Genomic DNA, 21390 nt, shown 5'->3' with positions numbered 1-21390 from the left:
CGCTGCGGGGAGACCGGGCACCGCTCGCTGGCGGGCCACCGTCCGGCTCAGGGGGACACAGGCTGTGAAGTGGGGCGAGTTCGGCCACGCCGGGAGGCCGCGCCCCGTTCCTCGGTAGTCCAGCGTTCGGCCTGCTGGGGCATGGGGCCGCGCCACCGTGCTCCGGTGGGGTGGCGGGGTGCTGGTGGGGGCGGGGTGGGGTGGGTGCGGGGCCGGGGGTGGGCCGCAACGGGGGATTCTCCTCTGCTGGGAACGGTGGTCGGTGGGAGGCCCCTGGCGTGGGGGGCGGAGTCACAGCAGCACCACGCGGCCGTCGTCGTCCCAGGTCGTCAGCGGCACCAGGCCGCGGGGCGTCCACTCCGCGGCGACCGTGACCGGGTGGCCGCCGGAGACCGCGATCAGTGTCCACGGGGCGCCGGTCCTGCGGTGCAGGGGCAGGCCCTCGCCGGTGGCGGCGTCGGCCAGCAGCCATCCGCGGTCGCGAGCGGGCACGACGCCGGAGAGCACCAGCGGCCACGACTCCAGCCACGGGTCGCCCGCGAGGGCGTCCGACACGGCGGTGAGGGCCTCGGCCATGGTGACGCCGGCGGGCGGCCCCTCGGTGTACGGCGGGGCGTGGCGGGCAGCGACCAGGGCGCGCAGCGGGCTGGCGCCGGGGTAGAAGGCCAGGTCGGCGTCGACGGTCGCGCCGGTCACGAGGGAGGCGTCCAGGGGCTGGCCGATCGGTGCGAAGGAGAGCACGAGGGCGCTCCTGCCGGTGCCGCGGCCGCGCAGCCATACGCGGCGGGCGGTCAGCCGGTCCTGCTCCTCGTCGCGGCGGCCCAGCACGTCCCAGTGGTCGCGTACGGTCTCCCCCGCCAGCACCTCCTCCCGGGTGACGGTGAAGCCGACCCGGGAGCGCACGGAGGCGGCGAGGTCGCCGGGCAGGGCGCTCTGCCCGCGGTGGGCGGCGGCGAGAAGGTAGAGGAGTGCATATTCGCCGAGCAGGCGGCTCGGCCAGTCGTCTTCCGCGAGTGTGCCGCCGAGGCGGGCGACGGCTCCCGCCATGCCGGGCGCCTGCGCGTCGAACAGGCGTTTGGCCACGTCGTCCCAGTGGGCGTGGCCGCCGGCGCGGGTGCCCGCGACGCCCTGGCGCACCTGGTCGGTGAGCCAGCGCTCCAGCTCCAGCAGCCCGGTGGTCACGCGCTGCTCGCGCTGCTCGGCTCGGCGGGCGGCGGCCTCCTGCCTGCCGGCGTCGGTGTCGGCCTCGGTGCCGGTGGTGGTGTCCGTCGTGACGGCCGCCTGGGCGGCGGCCTTCGCCTGGCGCTCCCGGCGCCCGTCCAGCCATTCCCTTGTCCAGGGCGGCATCTCGCCGCCGTCCGGCACCCCGCCTGCGGACCAGTGGAGAAGCAGACCGAGCGCGTGCTTGCAGGGAAACTTCCGGCTGGGGCAGTTGCACCTGTAGGCGGGTTCCGAGAGATCAACACACGCGAGGTACGGCTTGGCACCGCTGCCCTGGCACTCGCCCCACACGACGTGGGTCTCCGCGCAGACCCCTGTGACCGGCCATTTTCCGGGTCTGGCCACGCTTTGCGCGGCTTTCTGGGAAGGGAGGTCGGGGGCGAGCGAAAGAACCTGATCGCGGCTCCAACGTTCGATCACTTGACGCACACTAGCCATGGTCACCGACATTTCACGACCTGTTACGCGATTCCATATTGCCCCTCTGACGACCCACTCGGGCGGTCACCTGCGAGGAGAACCATGATTGTGGGAAAGAGGCCCGTGGGAAGAATCCGGGGCGAACCCTTCTAAGGAGGTCAACGGTGACCCGCCAGCTCGTCTCCGTCATCGGTGGCAAGGACATCTCGTCGCCTGCCGTGCCGTACAAATCCATCAACCCCGCGCGCACCGGCGAGATCGTCGCCGACGTGGGGCTCACCGACGCGGAGACCTTCGCCGCCGCCTGCCGTGTCGCGCGTGAGGCCCAGCGCGAGTGGGCCCGCGTGCCCGCGCCCGTGCGGGGACGCGTCATCGCGTCGGTCGGGCGGCTCGTCGAGGCCAACGCCGAGACCCTCGCCCGGCTCGTCACAGAGGAGATCGGCAAACCCTACGCCGAGGCGCTGGGCGAGGTGCGGGAGATCGTCGACACGTGTGACTTCTTCCTCGGCGAGGGGCGGCGGCTCTACGGGCAGACCGTGCCGTCGGAGATGCCGGACAAGAACCTCTTCACCTTCCGGGTGCCCGTGGGCGTCGCCGCGATCGTGACCGCGGGCAACTTCCCGGTCGCCGTGCCGTCCTGGTATCTCGTGCCGGCGCTCCTGTGCGGCAACGCCGCCGTGTGGAAGCCCGCGGAATATGCCGCCGCCTCCGCCCACGCGCTCTACCGGCTCTTCGCCGCCGCCGGGCTGCCCGAGGGCGTGCTCAACCTCGTCTTCGCCGACGGAGAGGCCACCTTCGCCGGGCTCGACCTCGCCCTCACCGAGGGCACCGTGCACAAGGTCGGCTTCACCGGCTCCACCGCCGTCGGCCGCGCCGTCGGCGAGCTCTGCGGACGCCACCTCCAGTCGCCCTGCCTCGAACTCGGCGGCAAGAACCCCATGGTCGTCACCCCCGACGCCGACCTCGACCTGGCGGTCGAGGGGGCGCTTTTCGCCGGGTTCGGCACGGCGGGGCAGCGGTGCACCTCACTCGGCACCGCGATCGTGCACGAATCGGTGCACGCGGAGTTCACCGCCCGGCTCACCGTCGCCGTCGCCTCGGCCGCCGTCGGCGACCCGAACGGCGACGTGATCTACGGGCCGCTGCTCGACACCCGCTTCGCCGAGCGCTACGAGGACTATCTGACCTGGATCCAGCCGCACCACACGGTGCTCACAGGACCCACCGGGCGCATCACCTCAGGCAACCCGCGGGGGGCCTTCACCGGCGACGGCGGACTCTATTATCACCCGGTCGTGGTCGACGGCGTGCGCCCCGACGACCGGATCTTCCTTGAGGAGACCTTCGGCCCTCTCGTGGGCGTCACGACCTATAGCACCCTGGAGGAGGCCGTCGAACTCGCCAACCGGCCCGGCTACGGCCTCTCGTCGTCCATCTACACCACCGACCCGAGATCGGCCTTCCGCTTCCGCGAGGGCATCGGCGCCGGCATGGTGAGCGTCAACAACTCGACCTCGGGCGCCGAGGCCCACCTCCCCTTCGGCGGCAACGGCAAATCCGGCAACGGCAGCCGCCAGTCGGGCATGTGGGTGCTCGACCAGTTCACCCGCTGGCAGGCCATGAACTGGGACCACAGCGGCCGCCTGCAAAAGGCCCAGATGGACGTCGCCGAGATCATCCCAGACCTGGACTATCGCCTCACCTAAGAGTCCTCGAAGAAGAGCTCAAGGGCCTCCCGGAGGCCGATCAGCGCCTCGTCGGCGCTGCGCCCCTGGGAGGTCACGTCGACCTCGTTGCACTGGGCGACGAACCACCCCTCGTCGTCCGGTGTGACGGTCGCGGTGAACCTCAAGGCCCCGTTCATGCCGCGAGGCTATCCCCGCCGCCCTCTCCCCGCTTGGGGCATGCCAAAAGATCTTCCATGCGGCGAACGGGCGGGATCCAAGGGGGTTCAAGGGGTTCGCGGGGAGGCTCGCTTATGGGGGTGGGGTCTCGTCGAATATGCTGCCTGCGACGTGTTATGCGTCGTGCCCGATCGTCCCCCAAGGAGCTGTTCATATGTACAAGGAGTTCGCCGCAGAGTTCGTGATGTGGATGATCCCGGTCATCGTGCTCATCGCATTGGGCATCATGATCACCGCCTGACAAGAGCGGGCGTGAGGCGGACGGACGCGGGGGCCGAGGCGGTCCCCGCTGAGTCATGTCCGAGAGGCCTACCGGGTGCGCACGGCGGCCATGAGTGCGGCCAGCCCCAGCAGGGCGGGCACCAGGAGGAAAGCGGTCCGCATCCCGGCCGAGCCGGCGAGCACGCCGAGGGCCACCGGGCCGAGGCCCGAGGCCACGCCCTGGCCGATGCCGGACCTCGCCATGGCCTGGTCGGGGCGGCCGGCTGAGGCGTCGACGGCCCGGCCGGCGGCCAGGGGAAACTGCAGGGCCATGCCGAGGCCACAGAGGGCCACACCGATCAGCGCGGGCGCCGGGGCGGTGGAGAGCCACAGGAGGGCGAAGGCCCCGAGATTGAGCAGCAGGCTTCCCATGAGGAGCCGGTCGGCCGACAGGTGCTGCGTGAGGCGGGCGCCGAGGAGGCGGCCCACCGTCATGCCGATCAAGAGCAGGGTGAAGGCCATGGTGGCGGCGCCTCTGGACAGGCCGGTGTTCTGCCTGAGCTGCTCGGCCACCCAGATGGCCATGCACATTTCAATCGTTCCAGCGGTCACCACCACGGCCCAGGCGGGCCAGTAGCGCCACGGCATGCGGGAGGCCGCACTGAACACGCCGGGGCCGGGTCCCCGTTCTTCCAGGCTGTGCCGTACGACCGGCCCAGGACGCACGTCGGGAAGCCGCACGCCGCGGAACGCCAGGCGCAGGCCCACGACGAGGAAGGGCACCGCGACGAGGCCCACGCGCCAGTCGAGGCCCACGAGGGCCGCGCCGCCGACGAGCAGGGGCGCGATCAGGCCGACGCCGACACCCATGCCGTTGGCCTCGCTGATGGCGGTGGCGGCGCGGGGGCCGTGGTGGTCCGCGAGGGCCGCCGTGGTCACGCTGATCACGGTCATGCCGGCGCAGCCGCCGAGGAACGCGGCGGTGAGAGTCCAGGGCATGGCGGGGCCGAGGACGTAGAGGAGGGTGGCGGCGGAGAGCAGGGTGAGCGCCGACCACTGGAGGCGGTCGCGGCCGAGCAGGGCGGCGAGGCGGGCGCCCGCCACCCCCGCGACCAGGAATCCCAGAGCGAACGCCGTGCCATGGAGGGCGGCGGTCACATCGGGGACGCCGAGGTCGCGGGCGAGGTGGAGCACCGATGGCCCGAAGCCATACAGGAAGAGCGCGAAGCAGGTCAGTTGTAGGTAGAGCAGCCATGTCAGCGAATCTCTGACTAATGGACGTCGCATACCCCTCCAGGAGAGGTCCGAGTGGTCAGTTGCGGCGACCCGAGGGATCCGCGCGATCTACCCGATCAACGCAATTTTCACGCTACATGTCCGATCTGTCCATCTTTAAGGGGCTCGAGATCCCGATTCCTACGAGTTTGATCCGCGCCAGGCTTTACGCGGCGCAGGAAGGTAGAACCCCAGGAGCCTTCTCCTAGGGTTCCGACCTCTACCATCATCCGGGTCAGGGACTGGCGGGTATCGTGCCGAATCGGCCCGCCTGGTAGTCCTCGAACGCCTGGACCAGTTCTGCTCGACTGTTCATGACGAACGGCCCATAGTGCGCCACAGGCTCTTGGATCGGCTCGCCTCCGAGGATGATGACCTCCAGTCCCGAGTTCGCAGAAGCGGTGATCGTGATGGTCTCCGCGTCGGTGGTCAGCCCCGGCCGGTTACCGAAGCCCTCGAAGACCGCGAGCTGTCCGGTTGCGATAGGCGCCTTCTCCTCCCCGGCGCCGCCCTTACCGGACAACACATATGCCAGGGCGTTGAAGTCCTTGCGCCAGGGCATCGTGAGCTGCGCCCCGGGGCTGATGCTGGCGTGGAGCAGGGTGATCGGAGTGTGGGTCGAGCCGGGGCCGATGTGCCCGGCGACGTCACCTGCGATCAACCGCACCAGCGCGCCGCCGTCGTGGCTGCTGAGCAGCACTACGCTGTCCCGCCCGATGTCCTGGTACCTCGGATCGATCATCTTGTCCTTGGACGGCAGGTTCACCCAAAGCTGGATGCCGTGGAAGAGTCCGCCCTTCTGCACCAACCACTCAGGCGGTGCCTCGATATGCAGGAGCCCGCTTCCGGCGGTCATCCATTGAGTGTCGCCATCCGAGATCACCCCGCCTCCGCCGTGCGAATCCTGGTGCACGAAGGTTCCGTCGATGAGGTAGGTCACGGTCTCGAATCCACGGTGCGGGTGCCATGGAGTGCCCTTGGGCTCACCGGGCGCGTAGTCCACCTCGCCCATCTGGTCCATCATGACGAACGGATCGAGATAGGACGGCTTGATGGTCGCCAGCGCCTTACGGACGGGGAAGCCCTCACCCTCAAAGCCGCTGGGGGCCGTCTCGACAGCCACCACCTTCCGGCCGACTCCCAGATCCGCAGGGATGCGGGGCAGGGCGAGGATGTTGTCTACGGTTACGGCGGGCATCGCCACCTCCTCGTTAGGTCCTTCGCTTCAGTATTCCGCACAACAATAGTTGACGCTTCAATCATTCCCGGTCCCGGAGACCTGAACCCCGGGCCGCATGTGTGATGTAAATCATCAAATTTGGGTCTTCAATCCCTGGCTGCTGAGCCTGACCCTCAGTGAGGGTGCGCAGACAACCCCCCAGAGCGCACCCGTATGAGGAGGAAATGGTGAGAAGCCGTTTGATCACGGCCTTAGCCGCCCTTGTGCTCCTGTCCGTGGTGGGTGTCGGCTCTGCCGGAGCCTCGGCCGAACCCACCCCCAGCAGGCAGTATCGAGTGCAGGGGCCCAGCACCGCCGAACAGCGTACCCAGGTCTCCAGCACCGGCGCCGCGATCGAGGAGGTGGCCGAATCGTCGGTGGTCGTCACCGCGACCGAGAGCGAGATCGCCGCCGTCAAGGCCAAGGGGTTCACCGTCACCGTGCTCCCCCGGCAGATCGGCCCCAAGAAGGGACAACTCGCCGACTTCCCTCCGGCGGACTCCGGCTACCACAACTACGCCGAGATGACCGCCGCGGTGAACCAGATCGTCGCCGACCACCCGTCGATCGCCAGAAAGATCAGCTACGGCTCGTCGTACCAGGGCCGCGATCTGATGGCCATCAAGATCAGCGACAATGTCAACACCGACGAGAACGAGACCGAGGTGCTCCTCACGCACCACCAGCACGCGCGTGAGCACCTGACGGTCGAGATGGCGATCTACACGCTTAACCTCCTGACCGACAACTACGGCAGCGACCCGCGCATCACCGACCTGGTGAACTCCCGCGAGATCTGGATCATGCCGGACCTCAACCCCGACGGCGGCGAATACGACATCGCCACCGGCTCCTACCGCTCCTGGCGCAAGAACCGCCAGCCCAACAGCGGCTCCACCGCCGTCGGCACCGACATGAACCGGAACTGGAACTACAACTGGGGCTGCTGCAACGGATCGTCCCCGACCCCCTCCAGCGACACCTACCGCGGCTCCGCCGCCGAGTCGGCTCCCGAGGTGCGCGCCGCGGCCGATTTCGTGCGCAGCCGCGTCGTCGGCGGTGTGCAGCAGATCAAGGCGCACATCGACTGGCACACCTACAGCGAGCTGATCCTGTGGCCCTACGGCTACACCTTCGCCGACACAGCGCCCGGACTCACCCAGGACGACCGCGACGCCCACGCCGCCCTCGGGCAGAGCATGGCCTCGACCAACGGCTACACGCCCGAACAGGCCAGCGACCTCTACATCACCGACGGCACCATCAACGACTTCATGTGGGGCGTGCACAAGATCTTCAGCTACACCTTCGAGATGTATCCGGTCGGCGCCTCCCCCGGCTTCTACCCGCCCGACGAGCAGATCGTGCCGCAGACCACCCGCAACCGCGAGGCCCTGCTGCGCTTCCTTGAGTATTCCGACTGCGTCTACCGCATCATCGGCGAGGACGCGACCTACTGCGGCGCCACTCCCCCGGCCGTCGTCTGGCAGGACACCTTCGAGACCGCGACCGGCTGGACCGTGAACCCCGGCGCCACCGACACCGCCACCTCCGGCCAGTGGGAACGCGGTGACCCCGAGGCCACCACCAGCGGCGGCGCCAAGCAGCTCGGCACCACCGTCAGCGGCGTGAACGACCTCGTCACCGGCCGCCTCGCCGGCACCTCCGCCGGGGCCTACGACCTCGACGGCGGCGTCACCACGATCCAGTCGCCGCCCATCGCCCTCCCGGCGACCGGCACGCTCAACCTGAGCTTCTCGTGGTATCTCGCCCACGGCACCAACAGCTCCAGCGCCGACTACCTGCGGGTCAAGGTCGTCGGCTCGACCACGAGCCAGGTCTTCCAGCAGCTCGGCGCGGCATCCAACCGCAACGGCTCCTGGAGCCCCGGCACCGCCGACATCAGCGCCTTCGCCGGCCAGACCGTGCGGATCGTCGTCGAGGCGGCGGACGCCTCAACCGCCTCCCTCCTGGAGGCCGGCGTCGACGACGTCAAGATCACCCGCCAATAGCCCCTGCGACACGTACGGCGGAGGCCACGCGACGTGGCCTCCGCCGTACACAACTCAAGCTGTCAGCGGCGCACGCCGACGGCCTGGCCGACGCGCCTGACGAGTTTGGCCGGAATGGAGCGGCCCAGCGCGGTGAGCGCCTTGTAGCGCTTGGAGGGGATGCTGACCCGCAGGCCGTGGGCGAGGTCGCGCATGGCCTCGTCGACGACACGGTCGGCGGAAAGCCACATGAACCCCGGGATGCCCGACACGTCGAGCGTGGCTCGCTGATGGAACTCGGTGCGCACGAAACCGGGGCAGAGCGCCATGACGCGGACCGGTGAGTCGCCGAGGCCCTGGGCCACCGACTCGCTGAAGCTCGTGACGTATGCCTTGGTGGCGCTATAGGTGCCGGTGGGGAAGAACCCCGCGACCGAGGAGACGTTGACGACCCCGCCGCGGCCCCGGGCGAGCATGCCGGGCAGGGCGGCGTGGGTGAGGCGGAGCACCGCCTCGCAGTGCACGCGGAGCATGCGGAGCTCGTCCTCGATGGGCGACTCGGGGAACGTCCCGTGCAGACCGAAACCCGCGTTGTTGACCAAGAGGTCGACGTCTTTGCGCAGCCGCCTCTCGACCGACTCAAGCCCGTGTTCGGTGGCGAGGTCGGCGGGGAGCACCTCGACGCCGACGCCGTAGCGCAGCCGCAGATCGCGGGCGCACTTTTCCAGCCTGTCGGCGTCGCGGGCCGTGATGACCAGGGAGAACCCGTCGGCCGCCAGTCTCCGGGCGAACGCCGAGCCGATGCCGGCGGTCGCCCCGGTGATCAGAGAGATGGGCATGTGGTCAGCCTAGTGCCGTACGTGGCCGCCCTTGAGCGCGCCATTCCGACAGGAGAACGGGAGGAAGCCCTCGCCACGGGAGGGGGTCGCGGCGAGGGCCTCCGCAGAAGGCGACGACCGGCAGGTGGTCAACCGCCTCGGAGATGCCGCTCCGGCCCTGGCAGGCGGTGCCGGAGCGGCGGGAAGGGTCTAGCGGCCGATGTTCGCGGGGTGGCCGATGGCCAGGCCCGAGTCGGAGTCGAAGAAGTGCAGGTTGTGCGTGTCGACCGCGAGTTCGATGTTCTGGCCGGGGCGCACGTGGCTGCGGGCGTTGACGCGGGCGGTCCACAGGGACTTGCCGCTGGTGAGCGGCATGCTCGGCTCGGAGTCCTCACCGGCGTCGGCGGCGGCGACGGTGTCGCGGTGCACGACCGGCGGGGCGTCGATGAGGAACAGCACGTTGATCTCGCTGCCCAGCTCCTCGGTGACCTCGGCGCGGGCGGGGATGCGCACCCAGCCGTTGCTGACGTTGCCGTTGGCGGCGACGGCGTCCTCGAAGTCGGAGGGGCGCACGCCGAGGATGACCTTGCGGCCGATGTACTGCTCAAGGCCCGGCTTGTTGTGGAACGTCGAGTCGGGCACCGGCAGGCGGTAGCCGGCGAAGGCGACGGCGGCACCGGTGGCGTCGCGGACGAGCTCGGCGTTGACGAAGTTCATCGACGGGGAGCCCATGAAGCCGGCGACGAACAGGTTGACCGGCTTGTCGAAGAGGTTCTGCGGGGTGTCCACCTGCTGGAGGAGACCGTCGCGCAGGACGCAGACCCGGTCGCCGAGGGTCATGGCCTCGACCTGGTCGTGGGTGACGTAGACGGTCGTGACGCCGAGGCGCTCGTGCATCTGGTTGAGCGAGGCGCGCATGGAGACGCGGAGCTTGGCGTCGAGGTTGGACAGCGGCTCGTCCATGAGGAACGCCTGCGGCTCGCGCACAATGGCGCGGCCCATCGCGACACGCTGACGCTGACCACCGGAGAGGGCGGCGGGCTTGCGCTTGAGGTACTGGTCGAGGCCGAGCATCTTGGCGGCCTCGTTCACCCGCTTCTGGATCTCCGTCTTCGGCATCTTGCGAAGCTTGAGGCCGAAGGCGAGGTTCTCCTCGACCGTCATGTGGGGGTAGAGCGCGTAGTTCTGGAACACCATCGCGATGTCGCGGTCCTTCGGCGGCAGGTGGTTGACCTGCTTCTCGCCGATATGGATCTCGCCGCCGCTGATGTCCTCAAGACCGGCGATCATCCGCAGCGCGGTGGATTTTCCGCAACCGGACGGGCCGACCAACACCATGAACTCGCCGTCCTTGATCTCAAGGTTCAGGGAGTTCACGGCCTTAACGCCGCCGGCGTACACCTTGTCGACGTTGGTTAGAACGATGGATGCCATGACAGTCCTTCGTGCTCCGGAACCGCTCACGGAGACGGCCCGTTTCCGTGGGGATGACCACCGGAAGTGGATACGTTTTCATGCATCTCACCCGAAACGGACAAGTGTGTCAACCCCTTCGCGCAAACCGGCTTATCAACCGCTATCCGTTACCAGGCCGAGCTTTCCGTGACTTGGAAACTATGATGGAATCGTTTCCATGAAGGTCAGTGGGCATCGCCGTATAACGATCAAGGACGTGGCGTCCGCCGCCGGCGTCGGAGTCGCGACCGTGTCGCGAGTCCTGTCCGGCGGGTCGGCGAGTCCCGAGACACGGGAACGTGTGCTCGCCGCCGCCGCGCAACTCGACTACCGCCCGAGCGCGCTCGGGCGGAACCTCCGCCAGCGAAGAACGGGGGGCATCGCCCTGCTCGTGCCCGACATCACCGACACGTTCTACGGGCGGCTCGCCGAAGGGGTGCTCTCCTGCGCCCGGTCCGCCGGCGAACCCGTCATGGTCGGCGCCACCGGCGACGACCCCGAACAGGAAGCCGAGCTCATCGGCACCTTCCTCGAACAGAGCGTCGACCGCGTCATCGCGGTTCCCTCCGGCGACGCCGACACCTGGACCCCCGCCCTCCGCGCCGGGCTCACCGTCGTCTTCGCCCACCGCAGGCCCCCCGGCCGCGACGACGTCCCCGCCGTCCTCGCCGACGACCGCCTCGGCACACGCACCGCCGTCGAATATCTCGCCGGCCTCGGCCACCGCCGCATCGCCTTCCTCGGCGGCCCCGGCGGCGGCCCCCGCCTGCGGGCCTTCCGCGACACCCTCGCCGCCCTCGGCATCCCCGGCGACGACGAACTCGTCGTCACCGCCCGCGCCGCCCGCGACTCCGCCTACGCCGCGGCCTCCGGCCTCTTCCAGCACCGGCCCGACCTCACCGCGGTCGTCGCCGGCGGCAACATGCTCGGCGAAGCCGCCATCCTCGCCGCCCGCGAACTCGACCTGCGCATCCCCCGCGACGTCTCCATCGTCATGTTCGACGACGTGCCCTGGGCCGAACTCTGCTCCCCGCCCCTCACCGTCATCGCCCAGCCCGCCCAGGACATCGGCTACCGCGCCGCCGAGCTCGTCATGCGCGAAACCACCCGCCGCACCCGCGACACCGTCCTGCCCACCGAGCTATTGGTCCGCGGCAGCTGCGGCCCCCGCCTCGGCAAGCCGTAACCCGGCGGCCTCAGGCAGCGTCCCGGCGCCCTGCAGGCGGCGTTCCAGGCGCTCTACAGGCGGCTTACGGCAGAGCCCGCATGGCGCGCCCTCGCCGCTCCCCGTCCCGTCCCCCCGCGAGCGTGCCACCGCTCCGGCACAGCGCCGCCGTCCCCGCCCCTGAACCCTCCCGGGGCGGGCACCCGCCGCGCACCGCCGCACTTCCCGGGGTCACTCGTCCCTGAGCCCTCTCCCCGGGCGGGCACCTGCCGTACGTGCTCCCGCGGGCTCACCCCCGCATGACCCCCGTGAGCATCAGGTCCAGCAGCCTGTCCGCCTCGGTCGTGTCCTCGGGCAGGTCCTCGGTGGCCCAGGCGAGGGCGGCGGCCAGGCGGAGGAGGTCCGCGGGCGAGGCGTCCTGCCGGACGACGCCCGCGACCTGCGCGTGGACGACGAGGACATCCCAGGCGACCTGCATCTCCTTGCAGGAAACGAACAGGACCGACCCCTCGTCGTAAAGCGCGTTCTTCATCGATGTGGCCAGCCCGCGAAAGGCGCGCAGGTCGCGGACGAACGCGCTCAGCCATCGCGGCACCGCCTCGGCGGGCGGCGCCGTGCCGGCCAGGTCGCGGGCGTGACCGGCGAGGGCGTGGTAGCGGTCGGCCAGCATGGCCTCCAGCAGCGCCTCCCGCGTGGGGAAGTGGCGGTAGAGGGTGCCGGGCCCGACGCCCGCGCGGCGGGCGATGTCGTTGAGGGAGGCGTCGACGCCGTGGCGGGTGAACGCCTCCCTGGCCGCGGCGAGGATGCGCTCCTGGTTGCGGCGCGCGTCGGCGCGCGGTGGACGCGCGCCGCCGGCGGGTGTCTTCGCCATGACGTCCTCCCATACAGGGTGCCGAAAACAGGTGCCGAAAACATGATGCGGAACGGAGAACCGTTGCTAAACGGAGAACCGTTCCGTATCGTCGTGACCGTCAACCGGAGAACCTCTCCGATTAGTCCGGACCTCCAGGAAACGAGGGTTCCATGACGACGTCAACCGTAGTCGAGGAGGCACGGCGGCGGCTCGGCCCGATCGGCGTGTGGCTGCCGATCTCCGCCCTGCTCGCGGCCCCGGCCGAGGTCGAGCGGGACGCCGTCCGGCGGCTTGAGGCGGCGGGATACGGCTCGTTCTGGACGGGCGAGGTCCTCGGCGGGAAGGAGGCCTTCGCCCACCACGCGGTCCTGCTCGCCGCCGGGCGCTCCATGGTCGTCGGCACGGGGGTCGCCAACCTGTGGGCCCGCCACCACGCCGCTATGCAGGGCGGCGGCGCGACGCTCGCCGAGGCGTATCCGGGGCGGTTCGTGCTCGGGGTGGGCGTGAGCCACCGGCCCCTCGTGGAGAACAGCGGGCTGACCTTCGACGGCTCCCCGCTCCAGCGGGTGCGCGACTATCTGGACGGGATGGACGCCGCCGCGGCCGGACCGCCGGACGCCCGCTTCCCGCGGGTGCTCGCCGCACTCGGCCCCAAGATGCTCGAACTGGCGCGCGACCGGGCCGACGGCGCCCATCCGTTCCTGGCCACCGTCGAGCACACGGCCCGCGCCCGGCGCATCCTCGGCCCCGGCAAACTGCTCATCCCCCACCAGCCCGTGCTCCTCCTGCCCGACCCCGCGCAGGCCCGCGCCGTCGCCCGCACCGACCTGGCCGAGGCCGTGGCCGTGGAGTCGGTCTACGGCAGGCACTTCAGGCGCCTCGGATACGGCGACGACGACCTGGCCGGCGGGCTCAGCGACCGGTTCGTCGACGACGTCGTGGCCTGGGGCGACGAGACGGCGATCGCCAAGCGTGTCCGCGGGCATCTCGACGCGGGGGCCGACCACGTGCTCCTCCACCCACTGCTTCCCGGACGTCCTCTGCGGGCGGCGGGGGCCGGGGATGTGGCCGCTGCCGTCGGGGTGCTCGAAAACCTGGCTCCTGCCGTACTCGGAGCGTGAGGCGGGGTAACCTGCCTCGGTGGGGGAACTGCGGGAGATGACCGCGCAGTGGATCCGGCTGCTCACCGTGACGGGCGACAAGTCCCTGAGCAGGCAGGAGCAGATCGACCTGATCCACGAGGTCAACGGTCCGATCGTGTTGGACGTCCCGATCGGGCGTTATCGGTCGGCATGGGACCAGGCCATCGCCGACGAGGTGCTCGACGCCGCCGGCACCGCCGCGCTCGCCATGCTCAACTGGCGGGTCAACGCCGCCCGGCTGTGCACCGACCACCTCGTCAAGCGGCTCTCGGAGGCCACGGGCGAGTCCCGGGAGCAGATCCTGCAGGAGATGGCGCTTACCCTCGACGCGGCCATCGTGGCCGCCGAGGAGGAGCTCGACGGGTTCGACTAGTCAGGTGCCGTCCTTGTCGGAGTCGATCGCGAAGACGATGGCGCCCTTGTAGCCGTCGTCGGCGGGTTCGGTCTTCATCAGCATCATCGGGTCGAAGATGCCGTCGTCCTCGTTGAGGGTGTCCCGGCCGCGGCGCTGGTTGTAGGGCGCCTTCCCGAGCACCTTGGCGTTGACCGCCTCGTCGAACATGATCTGCGTGGTCAGGGGGCGGTTGTCGTCGATGTGGACCATCGCGTGGATGTGCACGGTGCGCCCGCGATACCACCCCGGCCAGATCGTGACGAAGGTCACCCGCCCGAAGGCGTCGGTGACCTGCGCGCCCCGCAGGTAACGGTTGGCGTCCTGAGGTTCGAGGTCGCCCCCGCCCCCGCCCGGCGCCTGCCCTGCGCCGCGCGACAGGTCCTCGGCGCCGGAGTACAACCCGCTCGCGTCGCAGTGCCAGAGCTCCACCACGGCGTTGGGCACGGGAGTGCAGAGCTCGCTGTCCTGCACCTGGATGGCCAGCTCCAGCCGCGTGCCCGGCCGGCTCTCCCGGATGTCGCTGCGGATCTTGTCCGCGTCGAAGTAGTAGGGCCCCTGCGTGGTGCTCGGGGTGAGCGTGCAGGTGTTCGCCTTGTCCAAGAGTGCCGTCGCGCTCGGCGTGACCTCGGCCCGCGGCGAAACGGGCGCTTGCGTGCCCGTCGTCGTCGTGGCCGTGGGCTCGTTCCTCGAGCAAGCGGTAAGAAGCGCGGCCAAACCCACCGAGCTGATCCCCGCCAATGCCTTCCGGCGGCTTACCCGCTTGCCTTCGTCGTGCATAACGTTCCTCTCGATCAACACTTGCACAGATTGTGCCTGGAAAATCGATAAGGCCGCCGTGAGCCAGTACGCGGTGACGAAGTTGCCCATCATCGTCATGTCTTCGTGTTCAAGATTGTCGCAGTGGAAGCATCCCGGCGAGGTCGGCGGTATGGCCAGATCTCTGCTCGTGACGGCGGGCTGCGCGGTAATCTTCACGGTTGTCGCGGTCGTGCGTTTTCAGCCCTCGGAGGGCAAAGCGGGAACGACGTGACGCCGGAGCGGTGAGGGGAGGGTCACGTGAGTGCCGAGCGGCCCGCCGGACCGGCGCTCAACCGTGACTACATCATCCGGATGGCACTCGGCCTCGTCGACCGTGTGGGGATCGAGGGGCTGTCCATGCGCGAACTCGGCGTGGAGCTCGGGGTGGACCCCATGGCGGTCTACTACCACCTGCCCAACAAGGCGGCGCTGTTCGACGGCATCGTCGAGGCCGTCTACGCCGAGGTCGACGTCGCCCCGGGGGCCTCCGGCGACTGGCGCGAGCTGGTCGCGAACTTCATGCGGCGGCTGCGCGAGGTGCTGCGGCGCCATCCACGGGCGGTGCCCATCCTGGCGACCCGCCCGAGTTACACGCCGAAGTCCCTCGCCGACCAGGCGCTCGGCAGCCTGCAGGCGGCGGGGCTGCCGCCGCGCCGGTCGCTCGACATCGTCGCCTGCCTGGGCGCCTACACAATCGGCCATGTGCTCGCCGAGGTCTCCCCGCCCGCGGGCGGGGAGACCGCCACCGCGGAGGAGGCCGCGGAGCCGATGGCCCCGGACACATTCCCGCACCTGGCGCGGGCCGTGGCGGGCGGCTATCGCGGGGACGAGCAGTTCGAGGCGGGACTGCGGGCGATGCTGGCGGGGTTCACCTCCGACTAGATGGCGCCCCGCGCCAAGCTCCGTGCGCCACCACGGCTGCGGGCGATGCCGGCGGGGTTCACCTCCGACTAGGGCCGCTCAGGCGACGACCTTCTCGATCGCCGTGACGACCTCCGGGTCCTCCGGCTCGGTGCCGGGCCGGAAGCGGGCGACTACGCCACCGTCCGGGGCGAGCAGGAACTTCTCGAAGTTCCACTGGACGTCGCCCGCCTCGCCGGCGGCGTCGGGGACAGTGGTGAGGCCGGCGTAGAGGGGATGCCGGCCGGGGCCGTTGACGTCGGCCTTGGCGAGGAGGGGGAAGTCGACGCCGTAGGTCGTCGAGCAGAACTCCTGGATCTCCTCGGCCGTGCCGGGCTCCTGGCCCTTGAACTGGTTGCAGGGCACACCCACCACGGTGAACCCGCGCGGCGCGTAGCGCTCCTGGAGGCGCACCAGGCCGGTGTACTGCGGGGTGAGGCCGCACTTGGAGGCCACGTTCACGATGAGTACGGCACCGCCTCCGGAGAGCTCGGCCAGGGTGGTGGGGTCGCCGGCGAGGGTCTGGAGCGGAATCTCGTGGATGCTCATGAGGGGGAGCCTACTCACCCGTCCGGCGCACGCTGCGAGGCAACACCGGGCGCCGCAGACCTGGATATTATTTGCGCAATTACGCAAATATGCTAGTCTCTGAGCCCTGGTAGTGCCGTAGCGACCATGTGTGTCCCCGCCGATTCCTGCCGGGACCTCGTTCGAGGCCGACAAGGCGGGGCCGTTGAGGGCGTGGGCGCCGGCACGCGCCGATGGGAAGGAGGCGGAGATGGACGGCCACTGTCCGAGCCATAGTCGGGCCTCACTCCCCCCGCGCCCGCTTCCGCCCATCGGCGCCTAACGGTTGATCGCCGACATCGACGGGGTGAAGGAGAACGCGAGCTACGAGCACGACAAGGTGCGCTGTCTCCAGCAGTCGATCATGACCTCGCTCGACGTGAAGCAGAACCAGATCGTCAAGGTTCACGATCATCACCGCCGTCTTCCTGCCACCCACCTTCTACGGCGTGAACTTCACGGTGATGCCTGAGCCGGCCGGAGAGCACGGCTTTCTCACCGCGACGCTGCTGACGCTCGTGGCGGCGCTGATCCCGCTCTGGCATATCCGGCGCAAGGGCTGGTTGCGCTGAGCGCATCGGGGGTCTCCTTGCGTAACCGTCCGTGCGCTTAGACTTTTCGCATGGTTGCGCAAGTGCCGTCCGATGACCCGGTGGTGTCCGTCGACGCGATCGTGGACGTGCTGAAGGCGGTGGCCGACCCCACGCGGTTCCAGATTCTGCACGCCGTGTCGATCGAGGAATACGGCGTGAGCCAGCTCGCGGAGAAGGTCGGGGCGCATGTCGCGGCGGTCTCGCAGCACCTGGCCAAGCTACGGGCGGCCGGGCTCGTGCTCTCGCGCCGCGACGGCACGCGGATCTTCTACCGCGCCGCCAACTCCCACGTCGCCGGGCTGCTGACGGAGGCGGGGCTGCTCACGGGATATGTGACCGGCGTGATCGACTCCCCCGGCGACGGCGGGACCGCCGCCGGGGCGCGAGACGCCCCCCGCCCCCAGTGGGTGCTGACCCCCGGACGCCTCCGCCCCGCCGGCGTCTGACGCCTGGCGGGGGGCCGGGCGCAGGCCGAGCGGGGGCAGCGGCGCCGCCTCCGGGCGGCCGGTCATCACGGCGTAGAGCCGTTCGATCTGGGCGGCGAACTCCGGCGCGTCCCGGTCGCGCGGGCGGGGCAGCGGAATGTCGTAGACCGTGCCGACGGCCCCGCCAGGCCCGGTGCCGAGCACGACCGCGCGGTCGGCGAGCAGCACTGCCTCCTCCAGGTTGTGGGTGACGAGCACCATCGCCTGGGTGGGGAACTCCCCCGACTCCCACAGCTCCAGCAGCTCGCCGCGGAGGTTCTCCGCCGTCAGCACGTCGAGCGCGGAGAAGGGCTCGTCCATGAGCAGCAGGTCCGGCTCGACCACGAGGGCGCGGGCGAAGCCGACGCGCTGCCGCATGCCGCCGGACAACTCCTTGGGATAGGCCGACTGGAACCCCGCCAGCCCGATCAAATCGAGGGCGTTGAGCGCGGCGTGCCTGCGTGCGGCGCGGGCGACGCCGCGGGCCTCCAGGCCCACCTCGACGTTCTGCAGCACGGTCAGCCAGGGCAGCAGCGCGAAGGTCTGGAAGACCATCGCCGCGCCCGGGTTGGCGCCGGTCAGCGCGACGCCCCGGTAGGTGACCGCCCCGGTTGAGGGCGGGAGCAGGCCGGCCAGGCAGCGCAGCAGGGTGGACTTGCCGGAGCCGCTCCTGCCGAGCAGCGCGACGATCTCGCCCTCACGCACGTCGAGGTCGAGGCCGGCGAGCACCGGCGGGCCGTCGCCGTAGCGTTTCGTCAGCGCGTGCGCCGCGAGCAGCACGTTCGGTTCACCGGACACAGCAGGACCCCCTTCAGTCAAGCGAGTAGCGCCTGTCGGCCAGCCGGTAGAGCCTGCGCCAGACCAGCCGGTTGAGCGCCATCACGTAGAACGCCATGACCAGCACACCGGCCACCAGCCTCGGATGGTCGCCCGCGTCGGCGGCCTGGGAGACATATGCGCCGAGGCCCGTCGCGGTGACCACCGTGCCGCCGAAGGTGACGACCTCGGCCACGATGGAGGCGTTCCACGCGCCGCCGGAGGCGGTGATGCCGCCCGTGACGTAAGCCGGGAACACCGCCGGGATGACGAGTCTGCGCCAGCGGCGCCAGCCGTACACCCCGAGGCTGTCCATCGCCTCGCGCAGGTCGGCGGGGACCGCGGTCGCGCCCGCGATCGCGTTGAACAGGATGTACCACTGCGCGCCCAGCGCCATGAGGAACGCCCCTCCCACGTCGAGCCCGGCGCCGGTCGCCAGGAACAACCAGGTTGCCAGCGGGAACAGCAGGTCGGCGGGGAAACTCGCGAGCACCTGCACGATCGGCTGGGCGATGCGGGTGAGGCGCGGCGACAGGCCGATCGCCACCCCGATCGGCACCCACACGAGCGTCGCCACGGCGACCAGCACGAGCACGCGGACCAAGGTGACCGCGCCCAGCAGCAGCGGTTCGAGGAGCAGGGCGGGCCCCGCGGGGTGCCGCGCCAGATAGACGGCCAGTACGGCGAGAGCCGCGCCCGCCGACGTGCAGACGGCGGCGTTGATCAGCGTGTCCCCCGAATGGCCGTTCTGCTGCCACCCGTCGCCCCGGCGCAGGCATTCACCGGGGCGACCGGCGCCCGGACGGTGCGAGCCGGCCCTTTCGAGCATGTCGCGGGCCAGGCCCAGGGCCCGCCCGGCGAGCCGCGGCCACCGGGACCGCCGCAGCAGGTCGAGCACGACCGAGCGCTGCACCGTGGCCCCCTCGGCCTGCTCGACCTTGAAGCGCTCGGCCCACGCCACCAGCGGACGCCAGAACAGGAAGTTGACCACGACGACGGTGGCGGCGGTCGCGGCGACGGCCCAGCCGACGCCGCCGAGGTCGCCGGCGGCCACTGCGGCACCGGCGAAGGAGCCGACGCCGGGCAGCGCGTGCACGCCGCCCGCCGCCGTGGCCGCCTCGGCGGCCACGAGGAAGAACCAGCCGCCCGCGAAGCTCAGCATCCCGTTCCACACCAGGCCGATCGCCGCCGACGGCAACTCGACCTTCCAGAAGCGCATCCACCGGGTGAAACCCATGTCGCGCGCCATCTCGTCGAGTTCACGCGGCAGCGTGATCAAGGACTGGTAGAACGCGAACGCCATGTTCCACGCCTGCGAGCTGAAGATGGCGAAGACCGCGGCGGCCTCAAGACCCCACTCCGACCGCGGGAGCACGGTGGTGAACCCGCTCACCGCCACCACGAGGAAACCCAGCACCGGCAGCGACTGCAACACGTCCAGCAGCGGGATGAGGACCCGGCCGACACGCCGTGACCGCGCCGCGGCGTAGGCCCATACCAGCGCGAACACCAGCGACAGGGCGAGCGCGGCGAACATCCGCAGCAGGCTGCGGCCCGCGAGGTAGGGCAGATCGGCCGGGTCGGTGCTCACCGAGGCGGGAGACGAGGCGGCCTCGTAGCCGAGGCGGATCGCGGCGTAGGCGACGGCGAGGACACCGAGCCCGACGACGGCGTCGCTCAGAAACGACGGCGCGAGCCGGGCGGTGCGGCCACCCGCGCCCGACGGCATGGCCATGGGCGGCCCTTTCCGGGTGGGGGACACATTTCACGGGTGGGGACACGCCGGGCCATCGGCCTCCATGGGCGTCCCCGGGTGTGGTGTCATGGACGGCCTCTTGCGCAGACTCATGTACGGCATAAGCCGAATGTCCCTGCACATTCCGACGAGTGTGACATCTCGCCATGTGCCCCTGCAATCCAGGTGTCTTGCCGCCGCCCCGCTCCGATAATTGTCGGGTTTTAGCAATCGATAACACATTCCGGGGTTGGCATCCCGAGTTGGCGTACGGCACGCGTCTGTCATGGGCGCTGCGGCGCACTTCGCGTCTTAAACCCCATGGCGGGCAGATTTTTCGCACAATGGCGCACCAGACTGCGGTCGGGGCCCGTCAAGAGGAGCCCCCCAAGCCGTACAAATCAAACGCCCCGTTGGTAAACACCTGTCCGACGCGTGCCTCGATCGGCCGTGCCGGGCCCCGGCGCGTAATACAAACCGCCTTGAGAACCCGTCGCGGTGCCGCCTGGAGGCTCCCGCCCGGACGACAGGCATTCGCCTGCCGTCCGGCGCGGAGGTCAAAGGATCCAGACGGCCACGCGGGACGCCGGCGTCCGAGCCACGGACGAGGGACGACACAGCGCGCGGCACACCAGTGTGCCCGCGCCGCCCGCACGCGACCCGACGACAAGGATTGATTTGAACAGTACTCGTGTCCTACGCACCGCAGTCGCGACCGCAGTCGCCGCAGCCGTCATGAGCGGCTCCCCGGCGGCGGCGGAAGCCCAGCAGAAGGACCGGCCGAAGTCCGAGAACCGCATCATGCGGACCTGGTCTCTCGTCGCGGTCCAGCAGCGTGCGGCCCGTAAGAAGGTCGTCCCCAAGCGTGTGATCCACCGCAAGTGGACGACGGCCACCAAGCCCAAGATCCGATTCAAGGCGCGAAAGGCCAAGAACTCTCCTGGCAAGAACAAGGCGATCGCGTTCCGCCTGGTCGTCCAGCGAGCGTGGTCGATGCGGCAGTTCCGCTGCCTCGACAGCCTCTGGACCCGGGAGAGCAACTGGAACCACCGCGCACAGAACCGCTCATCGGGGGCCTATGGCATCCCACAGGCGCTTCCCGGTCGAAAGATGAGCGGGATCGCCAGGGACTGGCGGTTCAACCCGGCGACACAGATCCGCTGGGGACTGAAGTACATCAGGGGCCGCTACGGAACCGCGTGCGGCGCGTGGGGTCACTTCCAGTCGCATAACTGGTACTGATCCACGTCGAGCGCCTCCCCGGGCCGCGCACAGCGCGCACGGGTTCGGAGGAGCTCGTCGAGTGCCCGGGGGAAGGGCGCACTCACAGACCCCCGGGGCCCGCGTTTTGCGGGCCCCGGGCGTCCAGCCGTCCGGCCACACCTCGGCCGTGCCCCCCCGGTTACGCCCGTCGGACACGCGCCCGGCCGCGTCGCGGCCGGGGACGACCGGGCTTTGC

General features: G+C 70.2%; 22 protein-coding genes and 1 pseudogene. 12 read left to right on the top strand and 11 right to left on the bottom strand.

Features of this window, described 5'->3' with window-relative positions; all coding sequences use genetic code 11:
* Positions 1–291 precede the first annotated feature (291 nt).
* Positions 292–1641 (bottom strand): SWIM zinc finger family protein, encoded by a 1350-nt coding sequence (locus tag Ssi02_RS12155; RefSeq protein ID WP_239128831.1) that lies wholly within the window; start codon positions 1639–1641, stop codon positions 292–294.
* 164 nt (positions 1642–1805) lie between these two features.
* On the opposite strand from Ssi02_RS12155, the gene Ssi02_RS12150 reads away from it, so the two are divergent.
* Complete coding sequence (locus tag Ssi02_RS12150; protein WP_204024890.1) at positions 1806–3347, top strand: aldehyde dehydrogenase family protein; 1542 nt, start codon at positions 1806–1808, stop codon at positions 3345–3347.
* On the opposite strand, the gene Ssi02_RS12145 is transcribed toward Ssi02_RS12150, so the two are convergent.
* Positions 3344–3505 carry a type II toxin-antitoxin system HicB family antitoxin gene (locus Ssi02_RS12145; protein ID WP_204024888.1) on the bottom strand — a complete coding sequence of 54 codons (162 nt, stop codon included), beginning with the start codon at positions 3503–3505 and terminating at the stop codon, positions 3344–3346. The two genes, Ssi02_RS12150 and Ssi02_RS12145, sit on opposite strands and share 4 nt — an antisense overlap.
* A 137-nt stretch (positions 3506–3642) precedes the next feature.
* Between Ssi02_RS12145 and Ssi02_RS12140 the strand changes: the two genes are divergently transcribed.
* The gene (locus Ssi02_RS12140; protein ID WP_204024886.1) at positions 3643–3786 is read left to right on the top strand and encodes a hypothetical protein; all 144 of its coding nucleotides are present in this window, start codon (positions 3643–3645) and stop codon (positions 3784–3786) included.
* A gap of 68 nt (positions 3787–3854) precedes the next feature.
* Here Ssi02_RS12140 and Ssi02_RS12135 read toward each other — a convergent pair whose 3' ends face one another.
* Together Ssi02_RS12135 and Ssi02_RS12130 are read right to left on the bottom strand one after the other, a co-directional pair.
* Positions 3855–5033 carry an MFS transporter gene (locus Ssi02_RS12135; protein ID WP_204024884.1) on the bottom strand — a complete coding sequence of 393 codons (1179 nt, stop codon included), beginning with the start codon at positions 5031–5033 and terminating at the stop codon, positions 3855–3857.
* Positions 5034–5256: 223 nt separating this feature from the next.
* Positions 5257–6219: a pirin family protein gene (locus Ssi02_RS12130; protein ID WP_204024883.1), complete on the bottom strand. Its 963-nt coding sequence runs from the start codon at positions 6217–6219 to the stop codon at positions 5257–5259.
* A gap of 206 nt (positions 6220–6425) precedes the next feature.
* Between Ssi02_RS12130 and Ssi02_RS12125 the strand changes: the two genes are divergently transcribed.
* Positions 6426–8252 carry a M14 family metallopeptidase gene (locus Ssi02_RS12125; protein WP_204024881.1) on the top strand — a complete coding sequence of 609 codons (1827 nt, stop codon included), beginning with the start codon at positions 6426–6428 and terminating at the stop codon, positions 8250–8252.
* A gap of 62 nt (positions 8253–8314) precedes the next feature.
* Here Ssi02_RS12125 and Ssi02_RS12120 read toward each other — a convergent pair whose 3' ends face one another.
* Both Ssi02_RS12120 and Ssi02_RS12115 read right to left on the bottom strand, forming a co-directional pair.
* Complete coding sequence (locus tag Ssi02_RS12120; RefSeq protein ID WP_204024879.1) at positions 8315–9070, bottom strand: SDR family NAD(P)-dependent oxidoreductase; 756 nt, start codon at positions 9068–9070, stop codon at positions 8315–8317.
* Between the two features lie 189 nt (positions 9071–9259).
* A complete protein-coding gene (locus tag Ssi02_RS12115; protein ID WP_204024877.1) occupies positions 9260–10483 on the bottom strand; it encodes an ABC transporter ATP-binding protein in 1224 nt (407 codons plus the stop codon).
* A gap of 238 nt (positions 10484–10721) precedes the next feature.
* Here Ssi02_RS12115 and Ssi02_RS12110 point away from each other — a divergent pair, with 238 nt between their 5' ends.
* On the top strand, positions 10722–11690 hold the full coding sequence (locus tag Ssi02_RS12110; protein ID WP_307825650.1) for a LacI family DNA-binding transcriptional regulator: 969 nt from the start codon (positions 10722–10724) through the stop codon (positions 11688–11690).
* A gap of 268 nt (positions 11691–11958) precedes the next feature.
* Here the strand turns inward: Ssi02_RS12110 and Ssi02_RS12105 are convergent, their stop codons facing one another.
* On the bottom strand, positions 11959–12540 hold the full coding sequence (locus Ssi02_RS12105) for a TetR/AcrR family transcriptional regulator (protein WP_204024873.1): 582 nt from the start codon (positions 12538–12540) through the stop codon (positions 11959–11961).
* Between the two features lie 152 nt (positions 12541–12692).
* On the opposite strand from Ssi02_RS12105, the gene Ssi02_RS12100 reads away from it, so the two are divergent.
* Both Ssi02_RS12100 and Ssi02_RS12095 read left to right on the top strand, forming a co-directional pair.
* On the top strand, positions 12693–13643 hold the full coding sequence (locus tag Ssi02_RS12100; RefSeq protein ID WP_204024871.1) for a TIGR03620 family F420-dependent LLM class oxidoreductase: 951 nt from the start codon (positions 12693–12695) through the stop codon (positions 13641–13643).
* 19 nt (positions 13644–13662) lie between these two features.
* The gene (locus Ssi02_RS12095) at positions 13663–14037 is read left to right on the top strand and encodes a hypothetical protein (RefSeq protein ID WP_204024869.1); all 375 of its coding nucleotides are present in this window, start codon (positions 13663–13665) and stop codon (positions 14035–14037) included.
* Here the strand turns inward: Ssi02_RS12095 and Ssi02_RS12090 are convergent, their stop codons facing one another.
* On the bottom strand, positions 14038–14658 hold the full coding sequence (locus Ssi02_RS12090; RefSeq protein ID WP_204024867.1) for an intradiol ring-cleavage dioxygenase: 621 nt from the start codon (positions 14656–14658) through the stop codon (positions 14038–14040).
* Between Ssi02_RS12090 and Ssi02_RS12085 the strand changes: the two genes are divergently transcribed.
* Positions 14630–15088 carry a hypothetical protein gene (locus Ssi02_RS12085; RefSeq protein ID WP_204024865.1) on the top strand — a complete coding sequence of 153 codons (459 nt, stop codon included), beginning with the start codon at positions 14630–14632 and terminating at the stop codon, positions 15086–15088. The two genes, Ssi02_RS12090 and Ssi02_RS12085, sit on opposite strands and share 29 nt — an antisense overlap.
* 26 nt (positions 15089–15114) lie before the next feature.
* On the top strand, positions 15115–15738 hold the full coding sequence (locus tag Ssi02_RS12080; protein WP_204024863.1) for a TetR/AcrR family transcriptional regulator C-terminal domain-containing protein: 624 nt from the start codon (positions 15115–15117) through the stop codon (positions 15736–15738).
* 78 nt (positions 15739–15816) lie between these two features.
* On the opposite strand, the gene Ssi02_RS12075 is transcribed toward Ssi02_RS12080, so the two are convergent.
* Complete coding sequence (locus Ssi02_RS12075) at positions 15817–16305, bottom strand: glutathione peroxidase (protein ID WP_204024862.1); 489 nt, start codon at positions 16303–16305, stop codon at positions 15817–15819.
* Positions 16306–16609: 304 nt separating this feature from the next.
* Here Ssi02_RS12075 and Ssi02_RS12070 point away from each other — a divergent pair, with 304 nt between their 5' ends.
* From Ssi02_RS12070 to Ssi02_RS39775, 3 genes and pseudogenes are all read left to right on the top strand, one after another.
* Complete coding sequence (locus Ssi02_RS12070) at positions 16610–16795, top strand: hypothetical protein (protein WP_204024861.1); 186 nt, start codon at positions 16610–16612, stop codon at positions 16793–16795.
* A complete protein-coding gene (locus tag Ssi02_RS12065) occupies positions 16773–16895 on the top strand; it encodes a hypothetical protein (protein WP_307825649.1) in 123 nt (40 codons plus the stop codon). Before Ssi02_RS12070 ends, Ssi02_RS12065 begins: the two co-directional genes overlap by 23 nt.
* A 50-nt stretch (positions 16896–16945) precedes the next feature.
* Positions 16946–17158 (top strand): annotated as a pseudogene (locus tag Ssi02_RS39775) (ArsR/SmtB family transcription factor); the annotation flags it as partial.
* On the opposite strand, the gene Ssi02_RS12060 reads toward Ssi02_RS39775, so the two are convergent.
* Both Ssi02_RS12060 and Ssi02_RS12055 read right to left on the bottom strand, forming a co-directional pair.
* Positions 17135–18109 carry an ABC transporter ATP-binding protein gene (locus tag Ssi02_RS12060; RefSeq protein WP_373870124.1) on the bottom strand — a complete coding sequence of 325 codons (975 nt, stop codon included), beginning with the start codon at positions 18107–18109 and terminating at the stop codon, positions 17135–17137. The pseudogene Ssi02_RS39775 and the gene Ssi02_RS12060 overlap by 24 nt on opposite strands.
* A gap of 82 nt (positions 18110–18191) precedes the next feature.
* Positions 18192–19931, bottom strand: coding sequence for an ABC transporter permease (locus Ssi02_RS12055; protein ID WP_204024859.1), 1740 nt, complete (start codon positions 19929–19931; stop codon positions 18192–18194).
* Positions 19932–20609: 678 nt separating this feature from the next.
* On the opposite strand from Ssi02_RS12055, the gene Ssi02_RS12050 reads away from it, so the two are divergent.
* Entirely contained in the window at positions 20610–21173 is a 564-nt protein-coding gene (locus tag Ssi02_RS12050; RefSeq protein WP_204024852.1) for an aggregation-promoting factor C-terminal-like domain-containing protein, read from the top strand.
* Positions 21174–21390 lie beyond the last annotated feature (217 nt).

The organism is Sinosporangium siamense (genome assembly GCF_016863435.1).
Lineage (GTDB): Bacteria > Actinomycetota > Actinomycetes > Streptosporangiales > Streptosporangiaceae > Sinosporangium > Sinosporangium siamense.
Note: the sequence above shows the minus strand (reverse complement) of the source record. Positions and strands in the feature narration are given on the sequence as shown.